The sequence below is a fragment of the Pseudorhodoplanes sp. genome (genome assembly GCF_059499825.1).
The window spans coordinates 217,115-232,575 of record NZ_JCABZI010000018.1 but is presented as its reverse complement, the minus strand read 5'-3'; the positions used below and the strand labels follow the sequence as shown (position 1 = coordinate 232,575).

Below are 15,461 nucleotides of genomic sequence, written 5' to 3'. Positions count from 1 at the left end.
GGCGCCCGATGGACTGATCCGACGACCGTGATCCGATTGCCCTTCCCTCTTCCGACCCGACCGCCGAGGCTCGTTGCCGCGCGCAAGCTCGCGCTTGCTCTGGCTTTCCTCGGTGTCTGGTCTGGCGTTGCATCGGCCGACTTCCGGCTCTGCAACAATACGTCCGGCAAAGTCGGCATCTCGCTCGGCTACAAGGACAACGAGGGCTGGGTCACCGAGGGCTGGTGGAATCTCGGCCCGCGCTCGTGCGAAACTCTGCTGCGCGGCAATCTCGTCGCACGATATTATTATGTTTATGCCATCGACTATGACCGCGGCGGCGAATGGTCCGGCAAGGCCTTCATGTGTTCGCGCGAGAAGGAGTTCACCATTCGTGGGACCGAAGATTGTCTGGCGCGCGGCTTCGACCGCACGGGGTTCTTCGAAGTCGATACCGGCGAGCAGCGGTCATGGACCGTGCAACTGACCGAGACCTCGGACCAGTCACCATTGTCGCCGGGCGGCCCCTCGTTCACCCTGCCGCAAACCGGCACCCGCCCCCCGCTTAACCTCCCGTCACCAAACACAGGAAATCCCCGACGATGAGACGGCAACGCCGGACCAAGATCGTCGCAACGCTTGGCCCGGCTTCGTCGGAGCGGGCCGTGATCCTCCGGCTGTTCGAGGCCGGCGCCGACGTATTCCGCATCAACATGAGCCATACGTCGCACGAGCGCATGCGCGAACTGGTCGCCATGATCCGCTCGGTCGAAGCGGAAACCGGCAGGCCGATCGGCATTCTGGTCGATCTGCAGGGCCCGAAATTGCGGCTCGGCACCTTCGGTGGCGGCTCGGTGATGCTGAACAAGGGCGATACCTTCGTCCTCGATTCCAGCGTCGAGCCGGGCGATACGGCGCGCGTCCACCTGCCGCATCCCGAAATACTCCAGGCCGCACAACCGGGGCAAACGCTGCTGCTCGACGACGGCAAGGTGCGGCTGCGCTGCACCGCCTCCGAGGAGGGCCGGCTGACGACGCAGGTGGAGGTCGGCGGCAAGCTTTCGGACCGCAAGGGCGTCAGCCTGCCGGAGACCATACTGCCGTTTTCCGCGCTGGCGCCGAAGGATCGCTCCGATCTGGAAGCTGCGCTCGATACCGGAATCGACTGGCTGGCGCTGTCCTTCATCCAGCGGCCGGAAGATATCGCCGAGGCGCGCAAGATCACCCGCGGCCGCGCGATGATCATGTCCAAGATCGAAAAGCCGCAAGCCGTGGAGCGTCTCGACGAGATCATGGAAGCCTCCGATGCGCTGATGGTGGCGCGCGGCGATCTCGGCGTCGAATTGCCGCTCGAGAAGGTGCCAGGCATCCAGAAGCAGATCACGCGCGCGGCGCGGCGCGCCGGCAAGCCGGTGGTCGTTGCGACCCAGATGCTGGAATCGATGATTTCAAGTCCGGTGCCGACGCGGGCCGAAGTCTCGGACGTGTCGGTGGCCGTGTTCGAAGGCGCCGATGCCATCATGCTGTCGGCGGAATCGGCGGCCGGGCAATATCCGGTCGAGGCGGTCGCGACCATGAACCGCATTGCCGAGGAGGTCGAACGCGATCCCACCTATCGCGCGGTGATCCAGGCGCAGCGCGCCGAGCCCGAGGCGACCGGCGCCGACGCAATCGCCGCTGCCGCCCGACAGATCGCCGAAACGCTCGACCTCTCCGCCATCATCTGCTGGACGTTTTCCGGCTCGACGGCCTTCCGCGTCGCCCGCGAACGGCCGCAACCGCATGTCGTCGCGATCTCGCCGAATGTCGCCACCGGACGAAGATTGTCGTTGGTCTGGGGCGTGCATTGCGTCATCGCAAAGGATGCGCTGGACCAGGACGACATGGTCGAGCGCGCCAGCCGCATCGCTTTCGCCGACGGCTTCGCCAAGGCCGGACGACGCGTGATCATCGTCGCCGGCGTGCCGCTGGGGACGCCGGGCGCAACCAACATGCTGCGGATCGCTTTCGTCGGCGGCGATCACGGCGAGCCGTAAGGCTCACCGTCCCGACGCGAGCTTTCCGGCGCGCTTCACCTGCTGAACCGCGGCAGTGAAATCCGACAGGATGATCGGCTTCGGCAAGCATGTCAGACCGCCAAAGACGCCGCTTAACGTGTCGACCTGAGCATAGCCGGACGCCAGTATGGTCTGCGTTCCGAGCGCGCGCAGGACCTCAACCACGGGCTCGGACGACTCGCCCGCAAGATTGATGTCGACGACGGCGAGTTCGGGGGTGACGCCTTTCTTTAGCATGGCCAGCGCCTCGGAAACGCTGGCCACGGTCTCGACGCGGTCATAGCCGAGAATGCGCAGCATGTTCGCGAGGTCCAAAGCGACCAGCGCTTCGTCCTCCACGATCAGGACAGGTCCTGCGCCAGGCTCGGAATGCTCCGGCTCGACAGCCGCGTCACCGCGGGATGCGGCGCTCCATTCGCTCGCGACCGGGATCGTGATTCTGCATTTCAGTCCCTGGTCAAAGTTACGCGAGATGGAACCGCCGAGCTGGCGCTCGATGACCGAATTGATCAGTTTGGAGCCGAAACCTGCCGACATGATCACGTCGCTGCCGCGATCAGTGGCGACGAGCGTTTCGTCCCAGTCCAGAACAAGGCTGCCGTCCTGCATGCGCCAGTGAACGGAGAGCCGCCCGCCGGCCATGGACAGCGCGCCATACTTGGCGGCATTCGTCGTGAGTTCGTGCAACAGAAGCGCGATCGTCTGGGCCTGCTCCGATCGAAGCAGCACGCGCGGTCCCTGGATTTCGATCAAATCGCTGCTCTCGGGACGATAGGCTTCGATTTCACGGTGAACCAGGATGCCGAACTCGATCGGCTCCCACCGCTTGGCGGACAAAAGGTCATGCGTGCGTGTCAGCGCCGCGACCCGGCCCTCAATCTTCTCGCGAAAAGACGAAATGTCTTCTGCCAGTGTCAGCCGTATCACCGCCTGCACGACCGCAAGCGCATTTTTTGCACGGTGATCGATCTCGCGAATCATCAACCGTTCGCGCTCGGCCGTCCGCTCGCTGTCCATCCAATTCCAGATTCGCTCGAGCACCTGTTCGGCCGTGCTGATGTCAAAAAGCGTCCAGACACGAGGCTTGCGGGAATGAACGAACAGAACGGCGGCCAGCTGGCCATCGCGTATCTTCGGCACCGCGATCAACGCACCGACGTCCGAGCCGGCAAAGATCGCTTTAGCCGTGTCGTACGTCAGGTCGGACGAAACGTCATTGACGACGAGCATCCTGCCCGCCCGCAACAATGTGCTGACGTTGCCGCCGAGCTCGGACACCGCGATGCTGCGGCCGATTGATCTGACCCCCTCCGCGAGCCACTCGTCGGTAACGGGCCGATCGCCTCTGGAGCCGCCGCCGCTCATTTCGTGCAGTCCGACCCGATCCGCACCCAGGCTTTGGCCAAACATTTCCAGCGCACGATTGCGCGCCGTCCGCGCGTCGGGGGTGCCGCGAATGGCATCGCCAAGCTCAAGCAGAAAGCGCATCTGCCGTTGCGACAGAACGTTTCGGGTCGTCTCATATCCGGAATTGAACACTCCGACGATCGAGCCTTCCTCGTCGCGGATCGCGGTCAGGCTGTAGCTCCAGTAGGTTTCCTCCGGATAGCCGAAACGCTGCATCGGCAGCATCTGGTCCTGAACGAAAACCCCCTCCCCGTTCTCCACGACTCTTCTGAACTGAGGCTCCAGGACGTGCCAGATATCCGACCACACCACCTGTGCCGGCATCCCGAGAGCCGCAGGATGACGCGGTCCGGGTATCGGCGCCCAGGCATCGTTGTAGAGCAACCGCAATTCCGGTCCCCAATAGATCGACGTCGGAAACTTCGATTGCAGGCAAATGCTGAGAGCCACGCGCAATGACGTCGGCCACCCTTCCGGCTCGCCGAAAGGGTGGATGCTCCAGTCGCGGTCCCGGATCCGGCGCGCCATCTCGCTGTCGCCAGCGAGAAAGCTCATATGGTCACGATCTGAACGCTGGAAGCGGAGCAAGGTGGGACTCGTTAATAGGCGTGTCGGAAAGGTCCTTAGACCATTGCGGGAGCGCCTCGCAAACGAGATGGTGAATTGAACTCAGCCGCTTGGCGCGCACGTAAAGGCGCGGTGCCCGGTTCCGTTCCCGGCGGCAACCCCGCGCAGACGTCACGTCTTAGGATAATCAGATCTCGCGTCCCTCGACCTTCTCGGTCAGCGACTTGATGAGGTCCGGAATACGCGGCAGGTGCGGATTGACCTCGATGGCCTTGCGGTAGACCTCGAGCGCGCGCTTGTCCTCGCCGAGTTCCTGCATGATCAGGCCAAGCCCAGCCAGCGCTCCAAAGTGACGCGGCTCGCGCGCCAGCGTCTGGCGGATGTCCTCGATCGAGCGGGTGAAATCCTTCTGCATGTAATGCAGGGTCGCGCGCCGGTTCCAGGCCTCGATATAATCCGGCCTCAGCACGACGATGGAATCGAGAAGCTTGACCGCCAGGTCGATATTCTTGGCCTCGACGGCACGGCGGACCCGGCTCATCAGCAGCGAGGCGGTGTCGCTCGGCGAGATCATCCACAGCGCCCAGATCCGGCCTTCGACCGCCTTGGCGGCCTCCGCATTCGGGGCCGCCTTCAGCGCACCGAACAGGAACTCGATGTCCTGCCCGCGTGGCACTTTTGGCAGCGTCTGGGGTGGTTCGACAAAGCTCCCGCCGCCATCCGGGTTGCGGACCTGCGCGAGCACGGGACTGGACATCGCCAGCGCTCCAAGCAGCGCAGCGGCGACAATTCGGGATCCGGCCTTCCGGAACGGGAGCGTTCGCATACCCGCAAGCTTATGCCGCTCGCCGCCTCGGGCAAGCCTGCAATACGGTCACGCCTGCGTGAAATGGCGTCAGAACAAGCCGGTGCGGCCTCAGCCCTGACGGGCCTTGAAGCGCTTCTGGGTCTTGTTGATGATGAAAACGCGGCCTTTGCGGCGCACCAGGCGGTTATCGCGATGGCGGGCGCGCAGTGAGCGAAGCGAATTGCGGACTTTCATGGCCGTTCTCTAACTCGGGCGGCGGGCGGGCCGCATCAAAATGGCCGCGAAAGCGCGGCCAGGGTCATTTCGGGTTCGCGCGGAAACTAGGGACGTGACGGACGGAAGTCAACGCAAACGGCGCGGAGTCAGGTGTTTTATTACCGTCGTTAGCCCGGAAAAAAGGGCCGCCTGCCCGGAGGCATGCGGCCCTTCCGAAAATCTCAGTATTTCGGGCACCAGGGCGTCACGCAGAACGCCGCCGACGGATGCCAGGCCGTCTGCGTGCCGGTCCACCAGCAACGCTGATAATGGCAGCCCCACTTGCCACAGGTGGATTTTGTCACCCGTACCGATCCCGGCACGCAGGCGGGCGGCGCCTTCTTGGCGCCGCGGGCCATCGACTCCCCGCTGGTGCCGGCCATCGCCAGACCCACAACAGCGCCCGCAAGCGCAAGCTTCGACAAGACCTTGAGCATTGATTGACTCCCCAGTCGGTTCAACAGTCAACGATTCACGGCAGTTCTGAACGCTGATCGCGGCGCGCAGACAAGGCGCCGGACCTGCGTCAATCAGATCGGGATGACAGGCCTGTTATTTCGGGCACCAAGGCTGCATGCACACGAACAGCGACGGATACCATTTCCCGTCGGCCCAGCAGCGCTGCATCGTGCATCCGGCCGGACCGCAGGCCGCGGTTTTCAGCGCGCCGGGCATACAGGCTGCCATTGCCTTCTTCTTGCCCTTCGCCATCGAATCGCCAGCCGAACCGGCAATCGCGAGCGCAGCGACCGCCGCCACAAGAGCGATTTTCGACACCATCTTCATCATGGAAACCTCCCCTAGATGCGGCGTTTTCCGTCCGCAAATCGCTTTTCAGGCAACAGGCGGCGCCCCCAATTGGCAGGCCGCCCGCAGCGGTTCCATTTGTGGGTAAGAGGCGATGAACCGCGAGTGAATGTCGGGAACCGCGGAGCGTGTGATGCAGCGCAGCAATTCAGACATAGCGATCGGAAAAACCAGCTGAGGATCCTAACCCGCGATTTGTTCGAATCGCGTTGGTCGGCAAAACGAAGAAAAACGTCTTATAATCGGCCGCACCCAATTCATGAGACTGTAGCGACGGTCGTCGTTGACTGCGCACCACAGGAGACGCACGTGAGTGAAATCGATCTGTCCAGACTACAGGCTCAGTACGCACTCGCTGAAAAGCTGCTCGGCCGGTTGGACGGCGATCTTGATGAAGCCAAGGGTCGATTGGGCGAAATCGCAACAATCCGTCGCGCCTATACTGATCCTGATCCGACGATTGAGGATTATCACCAACGGACCATCGATCTGCTCCAACGCGCCATGGACAGGTACGGAGAGCTTTACGACCTGATGCTTCAATCGGGGACCGACGCGATCAAGAAAATGGGCGAGCGCTAGGCTTCCAGGCTACGGCCTGAGCGGGAGGCGCGGTCAGAGCCCTAGACGCCGACAAGCGTCTGGTCAGGATCGGACTCGCCCGAGGCGGACTTGCTGCCTCGGAGATACGGGCAACCACCAACCGCCGCCACCTTGGAGAGCGATTAAGCGATTGACGTTTATCGGCTTTTGCGAATGGTGGGCGCGACAGGGATCGAACCTGTGACCCCTACCATGTCAAGGTAGTGCTCTCCCGCTGAGCTACGCGCCCGTTTCGCTTGCGAAACCGAGGCGCCCCTATAGTCGCTCCCCCGGCTTGAGGCAAGCTGCCGCACGGCATTCTATTTCCCGCGCTGCCGCAAACGGTTCCAAAACCGCCATAAAGGGAATAAGGAACGGCCCTAAGGTGTACGCGTTCCAACCCGGGCGACGGCCGGGACGTCCACCGCACATTGCCCACAGGGAGCCTGCTGATGATTTCGCGTTTGGTATCGTTTCGTTCGACCGTCTATGCCCTGACCGTTGCCGCGGGCCTAGCCGTAGCCGGCAGCGCATACGCCCAACAGGAACCGCGCCTCGATGTGATTTACGTTCCGACCCCGCAGGAAGTGGTGGATCGGATGCTTCAGCTCGCCAAGGTCGGTCCGGGCGACTACATGATCGATTTCGGCTGCGGCGATGGCCGCATGGTTGTCACGGCCGCCAAGCTCGGTGCCCGCGGTTTCGGCGTCGATATCAACCCGCAGCGCATCAAGGAAGCCAACGAGAACGCCGCCAAGGCGGGAGTCACCGACAAGGTCGAGTTCAAGATCGCCAACCTGTTCGAGCAGGATCTGTCGAAAGCCGACGTGATGGCGATGTATCTGCTCACCGACATCAACCTGCGTTTGCGTCCCAAGATCCTCGACACCATGAAGCCCGGCAGCCGCATCGTCTCGCATGCCTTCGACATGGGCGACTGGAAGCCGGAGGTGCATGAGAACGTCAACGGCCGCAACGTCTATTTCTGGATCGTGCCCGCCAAGGTCGGCGGCAAATGGCAGGTCGACGGTGCGCAGAAAATGACCCTCGACCTCGATCAGAAGTATCAGTTCTTTACCGGCAAGGCCGATATCGGCGGCAAGTCCGTCGAGATCACCGACGGCAAGCTCACCGGAGCGGATATTTCCTTCAAGGTGGACGGCAAGACCTTCACCGGCAAGGTGTCGGGGGATTCGATCTCCGGCGACAACTGGAAGGCCTCGAAGGCCTAGGCAATCCAGGGTTTAACCTAAGCGACAACAGGAAGGACGCTCCGGCGTCCTTCTTTTAATTGCGCCGCGCGCAGGACCATCGTCATGACAACGCAAAGCCCCGGCGCTCCGCGCGCAAGCCTCTCGGTCACCGACGGGGCGCTGATGATGGTCGGTGTCATCATCGGCATCGGCATTTTCAAGACGCCGCAGATCGTGGCGTTCAACGTGCCGAGCGATTTCTGGTTCATCGCCGCCTGGGTGTTGGGCGGTCTCGGCACGTTGATTGGCGCACTGGTCTATGCCGAACTCGCGGCCGCCTATCCGTCCACCGGCGGCGAGTATCATTTTCTCACCCGCGCCTACGGCAAGGGGGTCGGCTTCCTGTTCGCCTGGGCCCGCACCACCGTGATCCAGACCGGCGCGATTGCCGCGATCTGCTTCGTCCTGGGCGACTATGCGCAACAGATCTATTCGCTCGGCGCTTACGGCTCGGCGATCTACGGCGCGGCCGGCCTGTTCATTTTCACGCTCGTCAACCTTGCCGGCACGTATGAGAGCAAGACTGCACAGAACGTCCTGACGGTGCTCGAATCGTGCGCCCTCGCGGCGATCGCGCTGGTCGGCTTCATCTATGGCGGCGGCGTTGCGCCCGCGGCAGCGCCCGCGGCCGACCTCAGCATCGGTGCGTTCGGGCTCGCGATGGTGCTGATCCTGCTGACCTATGGCGGCTGGAACGAAGCGGCCTACATTTCGGCCGATCTGAAGGACGTCAAGCGGGACATGATCCGCATTCTCCTGATCGGCACGGCGGTCGTGACGGTGCTGTATGTGCTGATCAATCTCGCCTACCTCAATGTTCTGGGGCTGGACGGCATCCGCAAGAGCGACGCCGTCGCGGCATCGGTCATGCGCGCGGCCTTCGGCGCAAGCGGTGCGATCATCCTGAGCGTCATCGTGATCTGCGCCGCAGCCTCCACTATCAACGCCAGCATCTTTACCGGCGCGCGGCTTTATCACGCGCTCGGGCAGGACCTCGCGCTCGAGCGGCTGCGGATATGGAACGTCGAGGGTAACAATCCACGCAACGCGATCGTTGTGCAAAGCGCGATTGCATTCGTGCTGATCGTTTTCGGCGCCATGTCGCAGGACGGCTTTCTCGGCATGGTGCTCTACACCTCGCCGGTCTTCTGGTTTTTCATCTTGCTGACCGGGCTCGCTTTGATCGTGCTTCGCCAGACAGATCCGAACCGGGAACGGCCGTTCCGCGTGCCGCTTTATCCGGTGACGCCGATCCTGTTCTGCCTGATGTGCGGGTATCTGCTTTATTCAAGTCTGGCCTATGCAGCCAGCAAGGACGCCAATATCTTCGGCTGGATCGGCGTTGGCGTTCTCCTGCTGGGCGTCCCCTTGGCCTTCCTCGTGAAAGGCAGGCGCACAGCCTAACTGACCGAGGTTTGCTTGCCCGAGACCTACGACGCCCTGATCATCGGTGCCGGCCATAACGGCCTCGTCTGCGCCGCCTATCTCGGCATGGCCGGGCTGAAGGTGAAGGTGGTGGAGCGCCGGTCCGTCGTGGGGGGCGCGGCGGTGACCGAGCAATTCCATCCGGGGTTCCGCAATTCGGTCGCGGCCTATACGGTCAGCCTGCTCAATCCGAAGGTGATCCGCGATCTCGATCTCGCCGCGCACGGGCTGAAGGTCGTGGAGCGTCGCGCGCTCAATTTCCTGCCGACTGAAGACGGCCGCTATCTGCTCACCGGCGAAGGGCGCACCAAGGCCGAGATCGCCAAGTTCAGCGCCAAGGATGCGGCAAACTACGACGCCTATGGCGAGGAACTCGACGCTATCACCGATGTGCTGCGCGATCTCGTCCTGCAGCAGCCGCCCAATCTGGTGCAGGGCTGGAACGCGCGCTCGTTCCGCGAAGCGCTGCGGCTCGCTTTCGTCGGCAAGCGGCTGCGCAAGCTCGACACGGAGCGCCAGCGCGCGCTGCTCGACCTGTTTGCCAAATCCGCCGCCGAGTATCTCGACCGCTTCTTCGAAAGCGATCCGATCAAGGCCGTGCTCGGCTTCGATGCCGTGGTCGGCAATTACGCCAGCCCCTACACGCCGACATCCGCCTACGTCCTGCTCCACCATTGTTTCGGCGAGGTGAACGGCAAGAAGGGCATCTGGGGTCATGCGATCGGCGGCATGGGTGCAATCACCCAGGCGATGGCGAAATCGGCGCGTGCCCAGGGCGTGGACATCGAAACCGATGCAGGCGTGCGCGAAGTTATCATCGAGAAAGGCCGCGCCACGGGCGTTGTGCTTGACGATGGCCGAACCATCCGGGCACGCGCGGTCATCTCCAATCTCAATCCGCGGCTCCTTTACGACAAGCTCATCCCGGACACGGCACTGCCGCCCGCCTTTCTCGCGCGCGTGAAGCACTGGAAATGCGGCTCGGGCACTTTCCGCATGAATGTCGCGCTGTCGGAATTGCCAAGCTTCACAGCCCTGCCCGGCCGCGAGCTGGCGGACCATCACACCGCCGGTATCATCCTGGCGCCGACCCTCGCCTATATGGATCGCGCCTATGACGACGCGCGCAAATTCGGCTGGAGCCGCGAGCCGATCGTCGAAATGCTGATCCCGTCAACGCTCGACGATTCACTGGCGCCGAAGGGCCAGCATGTCGCGAGCCTGTTCTGCCAGCATGTCGCGCCGCAACTGCCGGACGGCTCGTCCTGGGACGACCACCGCGACACCGTCGCCGATCTGATGATCGCGACCGTCGACAAATACGCACCCGGCTTCAAGCAGAGCGTGATCGCACGCAAGGCGCTGACGCCGCTCGATCTCGAACGCGACTTCGGTTTGATCGGCGGCGACATTTTCCACGGCGCGATGTCGCTCGACCAGATTTTCTCGGCACGGCCGATGCTGGGCTATGCGGATTATCGCTCGCCCGTCGCAGGGCTTTATCTGTGCGGCTCCGGCACCCATCCCGGCGGCGGCGTCACCGGCGCGCCAGGCCACAATGCAGCGAAGGTGGTTGCGGGGGATTTGAAACGGCGGATCTAGCTATCCCTGCCGCGGCTCTTTCCGCTTCGCCACCCGCGTGCGCACATGCGTGTGGGTGATATCGTAGACCTGCTTCATGACGATCTGCTGCAACTGCGGAGCATTGTCGATGTTGCCGTGGTCGAGCCGGGTGTCGCCGGACAGATTGATGTTGCTAAACTCGCCGGTGAAGCCCGCAGGCTCGATCGCCGGGCGGCCGAAACCGTTATTCTGGTAGAAGTTCTCGAACCGCAGCACATTGAGCGGCACCTGCAGGCCTTCGGTGATGTCGAAGGTCACAGCGAGATCGACCGGGATGCCGGCCTGCGCCAGACGGTCGGCGACCTGCACCACCGCATTCGATCCGAGGGAATGCCCGATCAGGACCACATGCGCGTTGTCGCCATTCTGATGGCCGGCAATGATGTCATGGGCGATCGGATCGACATCGGTCCAGCTCCAGAGCGAGACATTGGCATAGCCCTGCGCCTTGAATTGCGCCGCCAGTTGATCCATGCCGCTGGAGAATACGCCGAACAGCCCGCGGATCAGATAGATCTGCGCCTGCTCGACCTGAAGCGCGGGCGCGCGGCTATGCGGTGCCCGCTGCTGGGAGAACACCGTGTGCAACGGCAGCGCAGTCAGTGCCGCACCAGCAGCGAAGGTGGTGAAGTCTCGGCGCGTGATGCGTGTCATTCTCAGTCCCCTCGAAAATTCGCGGGAACTTTAAGCAAAGCGGGATGACCGACTCAAGAACCGAAATTTGCCTTTTCAGGCCGCCAGCATTTTCTGCACCTCGTTGACGAGGTCGCGCAGATGGACCGGCTTCGACAGCACCTTGGCGTGTTTCGGTGCCTGCGAATCCGCGTTCAGGGCCACGGCGGCGAAGCCGGTGATGAACATGATCTTGATTTCGGGATCGAGTTCGGAGGCACGGCGCGCCAGCTCGATGCCGTCCATTTCCGGCATCACGATATCGGTGAGGAGCAGTTCGAACGGCTCTTCGCGCAGCCGCTGATAGGCTGAAAGCCCGTTGTCATAGGATACAACGTTGAAGCCGGCATTCTGCAGCGCCTTGACCAGAAAACGGCGCATGTCAGTGTCGTCTTCGGCAAGCAGGATTTTCGGCAGATCGTTACTCATACACTCAACCGATCTCTTGATCCGCCGGGGCGGCCGGCTGGAAGCTTCTATCTGCGGGCGTGAGATTGCAAGATGGCGCCGCCGCAAACGGCGACCGCGATCTCCCTGCCCCTGTTCCATTAGCGCGATGCCCGGTAAATATCGGGTGAAAGCTGGGCCTTCGGCGGTCAAACTCGCACAATAAATGCGTCCCGGGCCCGAAAAGGGATACCGAAAAGCGCCCTAGCGCTCTATGTTGCGTCTGCACAACGGCCCGCAAGATTTCGGTGTTAATGACCGTTTCGGACGAATTCGACCCGCCTTACGACGTGATTGAGCCGGACCACTGGCGTGGCCCGGTGGTTTTCAACTCGCCGCATAGCGGTTCGGTCTATCCGCGCGCGTTCCTGATGGCGGCGAGGCTCGACCATGCCACCTTGCGGCGGAGCGAGGATTCCTTTGTCGACGAACTGATCGCGGGCGTCGTCACGCGCGGCTTTCCGATGATGCGGGCGCATTTCCCGCGCTGCTATGTCGACGTCAATCGCGAACCCTACGAGCTCGATCCGCGCATGTTCGACGGACGGCTGCCGTCCTTCGCCAACACGCGCTCAATGCGGGTCGCCGGCGGGCTCGGCACGGTCGCCCGCGTGGTTGGCGACGCCCAGGAAATTTACGACCAGCGCATCTCGGTCGACGACGCGCTCCGCCGTATCGAGAGCCTGTACAAGCCGTACCATCGGACCTTGCGCAAACTGTTCACCCGCGTGCATGCCGATTTCGGCGCCGCCGTGTTGGTCGATTGTCATTCGATGCCGTCGGCGACCGGATCGCGCGACGACCGGCCGCGCGCGGATGTGGTGATCGGCGACCGTTACGGCACCAGCTGCGTCGCACCGGTGGCGGATACCGCCGAACAGGTTCTGCGTTCGCTCGGCTATTCGGTCAGCCGCAACAAGCCCTATGCGGGCGGGTTCATTACCGAGCATTACGGCAATCCATCCGCCGGGCTGCATGCGCTGCAGATCGAATTGAACCGTGCGCTGTACATGGACGAGCGCAGCCACGAGCGGATCGCAAATTTCCGCCGGCTCGCCGGCGATATCGAATTCCTTGCCGATCAGATCGCCGCGATCCCGCTCGAGGAGTTGCGGCCCTATCGCGCGGCGGCCGAATAGCTTCGGCATCGCTCGCGCGAACGCGCTCGCTGCAAACCGTATTCTGTATGGCTTTGCGGCCGCTGCTGCGCCCCAAAAGAAAAAGGGCCGCTAGCGAACTAGCGGCCCAAGTCTAGGGAGGAAACGCCCAAGGAGGGCGGCGGGAATGTGCAAGGCACATTGCCGCGCTGCAGCAATATTGCATTGCGCCGCACCAAAAGCAAGGGGAAACGTCAGTATCACTGTCCTATCCCCAGGACCGGGGATGTCGCCGGGTATCGATCGAGAACGAATAAATCAATAAAACCAATAGGATAAGCCCTGCCTGGAAAGCGAATACAGCGCGATATGCATCCAGCGCATACCCGTCGCTCGCTAACGGATACAGGTCGATAATGAATCCGGTAATCGACTGGGACACGAACACGCCTCCCATCGTCCCGATATTCATCAGTGTGATTCCGCGCCCGACCATGGCGGGCGGAAACAGCGACTTGCCGTGCGCGATCAGAACCGACAGCACCGCGGTGGAAAATCCGATAGCGATAAACCACAAGGGGAGCGCCCAGGGCGGGAAGATCCCGATCCAGGCGGCCAGCCCCATGGCCATGGCGGTCAGAAGCTGCGCCATCAGCACCGGGCGCTTGTAGCTCTTGAACAGCCTGTCGCTCGCCCCCCACAGGAACGATCCCACGACCTGAGCCACCACCGCGACGAACAGCATGTTGCCGCGCTCGGTCAGGCTGAAGCCGTAGATATGCGTGAGATAGGGGCCACCCCACAGCCCGACCACGATCACGAAACTCGAATAGCCGGCGCATTGCATCGCAAAGACCGGCCAGAACGAGGGCACCCGCGTCGCCTCGAGCGTACCGCGCAGGCTGTCGCGCAAGGTCTCGCGGATCGCCGGGCGATCGTCCGCCTGCTCCCGCACCACCACCGAGACCAGTAGCGCTGCAACCAGCACAAACACTGCGATCGCGACGAAACTCATGCGCCAGCCGATCAGCGCGACCGCGAAGGCAAATGGCGCCGTCGCCAGCAGGGTCCCGAGCGTGCCGAGACCGATCTGGAGGCCCACCAGGGTCGCAAACCGGTCCGGCGGATAACGCTTCGCATAGAGTGCAAGCGGCGCCATCAGATAGCAGGACGAGCCCAGCCCCATCAGCACGCGGGCCACAATCAGCCAGACCGGCGACGCAGCCATCGCAAACATCAGGGTGCCGAGGATCGCAATCGCGGCGCAGACCAGCATGCAATTGCGAGGGCCATAGCGGTCGAGCGCGACCCCGAGCGGGATTTGCGCGGCCGCGAACGAAAAGAAGAACACGCTGGCCAGCAATCCGATTTGGGAGGCTGACAGTCCGAGTTCGCTCGCCAGATTGGGCGCGATGACGCCGACCGAGTTCCGCAGGAACTGGCTGACGATATAAATGCCGCCGAGCGCCGCCACGAGCAGGACGGTCTCGCGGGTTGCGAGCGATATCGGGCGCGCCTCCGCTGACATGGTTCCCGGCCTTGAGCGGTTGTGCAGGGCGGTTCTGGTCGCACGCGCGCGCGCGTCGGGCAACCCACGCAGGTGCAGAGGTTCGGTTGCCCGCTCTGCAACTATTCGATAGGTGAAAGCGGTAACGGGGCGCGGCGGACACATGACGGCAATCGATTTTGCGGCATTCGTCGACCGGCTTGCCGCGGTATCCGGCGAAACCATCCTGCCGTTTTTCCGCTCGTCGCTCGGCATCGACGACAAGGGGCCGGCGGGCCGCTTCGATCCGGTGACCGCCGCCGACCGCGCCGCCGAACAGGCGATGCGCACGCTGATCCGACAGACCTTCCCGGAGCATGGCATTATCGGCGAGGAGTTCGGGTCCGAACGTGCCGATGCGGAATATGTCTGGGTGCTCGACCCGATCGACGGCACCAAGTCCTTCATTTCCGGGATGCCGGTCTGGGGCACCCTGATCGCACTGACGCGGCTTGGCGAACCCGTTTTCGGGTTGATGCATCAGCCGTTCATGCGCGAGACGTTTTCCGGCGACGGCCTCGCCGCCGATTATCGCGGGCCGGCCGGAAAGCGCAGCCTGCGGTCGCGCTCCTGCACCGGCCTGTCGGATGCGATCCTGTTCACCACCAGCCCGCTGCTCATGAACGAAACGGATCGCGCCGCCTTCCGGAAGGTCGAGGCGACGGTCAAACTCTCACGCTACGGCGGCGATTGTTATGCCTATTGCATGCTGGCGGCGGGACATATCGATCTGGTGATCGAGACCGAGTTGAAGCCCTACGACATCCTGCCGCTGATCCCGATCCTGGCCGGCGCCGGTGCCGTCGTCACCTCATGGGACGGCGGACCGGCGGCGCTTGGCGGGAGAGTGATCGCGGCCGGCGACGCCCGCGTCCATGCCGCGGCGCTGGAGCTTCTGAAGAGCTAGCAGACCTCGCTTGTGCCGCCCCGGAGGCT

General features: G+C 63.0%; 16 protein-coding genes and 1 tRNA gene. 8 read left to right on the top strand and 9 right to left on the bottom strand.

Annotation, left to right across the window (positions count from 1 at the left end; genetic code table 11):
• Positions 1 to 36 precede the first annotated feature (36 nt).
• Entirely contained in the window at positions 37 to 585 is a 549-nt protein-coding gene (locus tag AC5I5I_RS22680) for a DUF1036 domain-containing protein (protein WP_495976913.1), read from the top strand.
• Entirely contained in the window at positions 582 to 2,015 is a 1,434-nt protein-coding gene (gene pyk, locus AC5I5I_RS22675) for a pyruvate kinase (protein ID WP_495976851.1), read from the top strand. The genes AC5I5I_RS22680 and pyk overlap by 4 nt, the downstream gene beginning before the upstream one ends.
• 3 nt (positions 2,016 to 2,018) lie before the next feature.
• On the opposite strand, the gene AC5I5I_RS22670 is transcribed toward pyk, so the two are convergent.
• The 5 genes from AC5I5I_RS22670 to AC5I5I_RS22650 form a co-directional block, all read right to left on the bottom strand.
• Positions 2,019 to 3,971, bottom strand: coding sequence for an HWE histidine kinase domain-containing protein (locus AC5I5I_RS22670; RefSeq protein ID WP_495976911.1), 1,953 nt, complete (start codon positions 3,969 to 3,971; stop codon positions 2,019 to 2,021).
• 226 nt (positions 3,972 to 4,197) lie between these two features.
• Positions 4,198 to 4,767: a tetratricopeptide repeat protein gene (locus AC5I5I_RS22665; protein ID WP_495976849.1), complete on the bottom strand. Its 570-nt coding sequence runs from the start codon at positions 4,765 to 4,767 to the stop codon at positions 4,198 to 4,200.
• A 159-nt stretch (positions 4,768 to 4,926) separates the two neighbouring features.
• Positions 4,927 to 5,052 (bottom strand): type B 50S ribosomal protein L36, encoded by a 126-nt coding sequence (gene ykgO / locus AC5I5I_RS22660; protein WP_495976847.1) that lies wholly within the window; start codon positions 5,050 to 5,052, stop codon positions 4,927 to 4,929.
• Between the two features lie 203 nt (positions 5,053 to 5,255).
• Complete coding sequence (locus tag AC5I5I_RS22655) at positions 5,256 to 5,510, bottom strand: hypothetical protein (RefSeq protein ID WP_495976846.1); 255 nt, start codon at positions 5,508 to 5,510, stop codon at positions 5,256 to 5,258.
• Between the two features lie 115 nt (positions 5,511 to 5,625).
• Positions 5,626 to 5,862, bottom strand: a complete 237-nt coding sequence (locus tag AC5I5I_RS22650) for a hypothetical protein (protein ID WP_495976844.1) — start codon at positions 5,860 to 5,862, stop codon at positions 5,626 to 5,628.
• A gap of 327 nt (positions 5,863 to 6,189) precedes the next feature.
• Here AC5I5I_RS22650 and AC5I5I_RS22645 point away from each other — a divergent pair, with 327 nt between their 5' ends.
• The gene (locus tag AC5I5I_RS22645; RefSeq protein ID WP_495976842.1) at positions 6,190 to 6,462 is read left to right on the top strand and encodes a hypothetical protein; all 273 of its coding nucleotides are present in this window, start codon (positions 6,190 to 6,192) and stop codon (positions 6,460 to 6,462) included.
• Between the two features lie 175 nt (positions 6,463 to 6,637).
• Here AC5I5I_RS22645 and AC5I5I_RS22640 read toward each other — a convergent pair.
• Positions 6,638 to 6,712 (bottom strand) — tRNA-Val (locus AC5I5I_RS22640).
• Positions 6,713 to 6,914: 202 nt separating this feature from the next.
• Here AC5I5I_RS22640 and AC5I5I_RS22635 point away from each other — a divergent pair.
• The 3 genes from AC5I5I_RS22635 (at position 6,915) to AC5I5I_RS22625 (ending at position 10,742) form a co-directional block, all read left to right on the top strand.
• Positions 6,915 to 7,694 carry an SAM-dependent methyltransferase gene (locus AC5I5I_RS22635; protein ID WP_495976840.1) on the top strand — a complete coding sequence of 260 codons (780 nt, stop codon included), beginning with the start codon at positions 6,915 to 6,917 and terminating at the stop codon, positions 7,692 to 7,694.
• An 84-nt stretch (positions 7,695 to 7,778) separates the two neighbouring features.
• On the top strand, positions 7,779 to 9,119 hold the full coding sequence (locus AC5I5I_RS22630; RefSeq protein ID WP_495976838.1) for an APC family permease: 1,341 nt from the start codon (positions 7,779 to 7,781) through the stop codon (positions 9,117 to 9,119).
• A 15-nt stretch (positions 9,120 to 9,134) separates the two neighbouring features.
• On the top strand, positions 9,135 to 10,742 hold the full coding sequence (locus AC5I5I_RS22625; protein ID WP_495976836.1) for a phytoene desaturase family protein: 1,608 nt from the start codon (positions 9,135 to 9,137) through the stop codon (positions 10,740 to 10,742).
• Here AC5I5I_RS22625 and AC5I5I_RS22620 read toward each other — a convergent pair whose 3' ends face one another.
• The gene (locus AC5I5I_RS22620) at positions 10,743 to 11,417 is read right to left on the bottom strand and encodes an alpha/beta hydrolase (RefSeq protein WP_495976834.1); all 675 of its coding nucleotides are present in this window, start codon (positions 11,415 to 11,417) and stop codon (positions 10,743 to 10,745) included.
• 75 nt (positions 11,418 to 11,492) lie between these two features.
• Positions 11,493 to 11,864, bottom strand: a complete 372-nt coding sequence (gene cpdR / locus AC5I5I_RS22615) for a cell cycle two-component system response regulator CpdR (protein ID WP_495976832.1) — start codon at positions 11,862 to 11,864, stop codon at positions 11,493 to 11,495.
• A 272-nt stretch (positions 11,865 to 12,136) separates the two neighbouring features.
• Between cpdR and AC5I5I_RS22610 the strand changes: the two genes are divergently transcribed.
• Complete coding sequence (locus AC5I5I_RS22610) at positions 12,137 to 13,021, top strand: N-formylglutamate amidohydrolase (RefSeq protein WP_495976830.1); 885 nt, start codon at positions 12,137 to 12,139, stop codon at positions 13,019 to 13,021.
• Positions 13,022 to 13,247: 226 nt separating this feature from the next.
• Here AC5I5I_RS22610 and AC5I5I_RS22605 read toward each other — a convergent pair whose 3' ends face one another.
• Positions 13,248 to 14,507, bottom strand: coding sequence for an MFS transporter (locus AC5I5I_RS22605; protein WP_495976828.1), 1,260 nt, complete (start codon positions 14,505 to 14,507; stop codon positions 13,248 to 13,250).
• 142 nt (positions 14,508 to 14,649) lie between these two features.
• Between AC5I5I_RS22605 and hisN the strand changes: the two genes are divergently transcribed.
• Positions 14,650 to 15,432 (top strand): histidinol-phosphatase, encoded by a 783-nt coding sequence (gene hisN / locus AC5I5I_RS22600; protein ID WP_495758522.1) that lies wholly within the window; start codon positions 14,650 to 14,652, stop codon positions 15,430 to 15,432.
• Positions 15,433 to 15,461 lie beyond the last annotated feature (29 nt).

Excerpts from the sequence above, each read along its gene's own strand:
- pyk (WP_495976851.1), top strand. The coding sequence starts at position 582 with ATGAGACGGCAACGCCGGACCAAGATCGTCGCAACGCTTGGCCCGGCT.
- AC5I5I_RS22670 (WP_495976911.1), bottom strand. The coding sequence starts at position 3,971 with ATGGCGCGCCGGATCCGGGACCGCGACTGGAGCATCCACCCTTTCGGC.
- AC5I5I_RS22665 (WP_495976849.1), bottom strand. The coding sequence starts at position 4,767 with ATGTCCAGTCCCGTGCTCGCGCAGGTCCGCAACCCGGATGGCGGCGGG.
- ykgO (WP_495976847.1), bottom strand. The coding sequence starts at position 5,052 with ATGAAAGTCCGCAATTCGCTTCGCTCACTGCGCGCCCGCCATCGCGAT.
- AC5I5I_RS22655 (WP_495976846.1), bottom strand. The coding sequence starts at position 5,510 with ATGCTCAAGGTCTTGTCGAAGCTTGCGCTTGCGGGCGCTGTTGTGGGT.
- AC5I5I_RS22650 (WP_495976844.1), bottom strand. The coding sequence starts at position 5,862 with ATGATGAAGATGGTGTCGAAAATCGCTCTTGTGGCGGCGGTCGCTGCG.
- AC5I5I_RS22635 (WP_495976840.1), top strand. The coding sequence starts at position 6,915 with ATGATTTCGCGTTTGGTATCGTTTCGTTCGACCGTCTATGCCCTGACC.
- AC5I5I_RS22630 (WP_495976838.1), top strand. The coding sequence starts at position 7,779 with ATGACAACGCAAAGCCCCGGCGCTCCGCGCGCAAGCCTCTCGGTCACC.
- AC5I5I_RS22620 (WP_495976834.1), bottom strand. The coding sequence starts at position 11,417 with ATGACACGCATCACGCGCCGAGACTTCACCACCTTCGCTGCTGGTGCG.
- cpdR (WP_495976832.1), bottom strand. The coding sequence starts at position 11,864 with ATGAGTAACGATCTGCCGAAAATCCTGCTTGCCGAAGACGACACTGAC.
- AC5I5I_RS22610 (WP_495976830.1), top strand. The coding sequence starts at position 12,137 with ATGACCGTTTCGGACGAATTCGACCCGCCTTACGACGTGATTGAGCCG.
- AC5I5I_RS22605 (WP_495976828.1), bottom strand. The coding sequence starts at position 14,507 with ATGTCAGCGGAGGCGCGCCCGATATCGCTCGCAACCCGCGAGACCGTC.
- hisN (WP_495758522.1), top strand. The coding sequence starts at position 14,650 with ATGACGGCAATCGATTTTGCGGCATTCGTCGACCGGCTTGCCGCGGTA.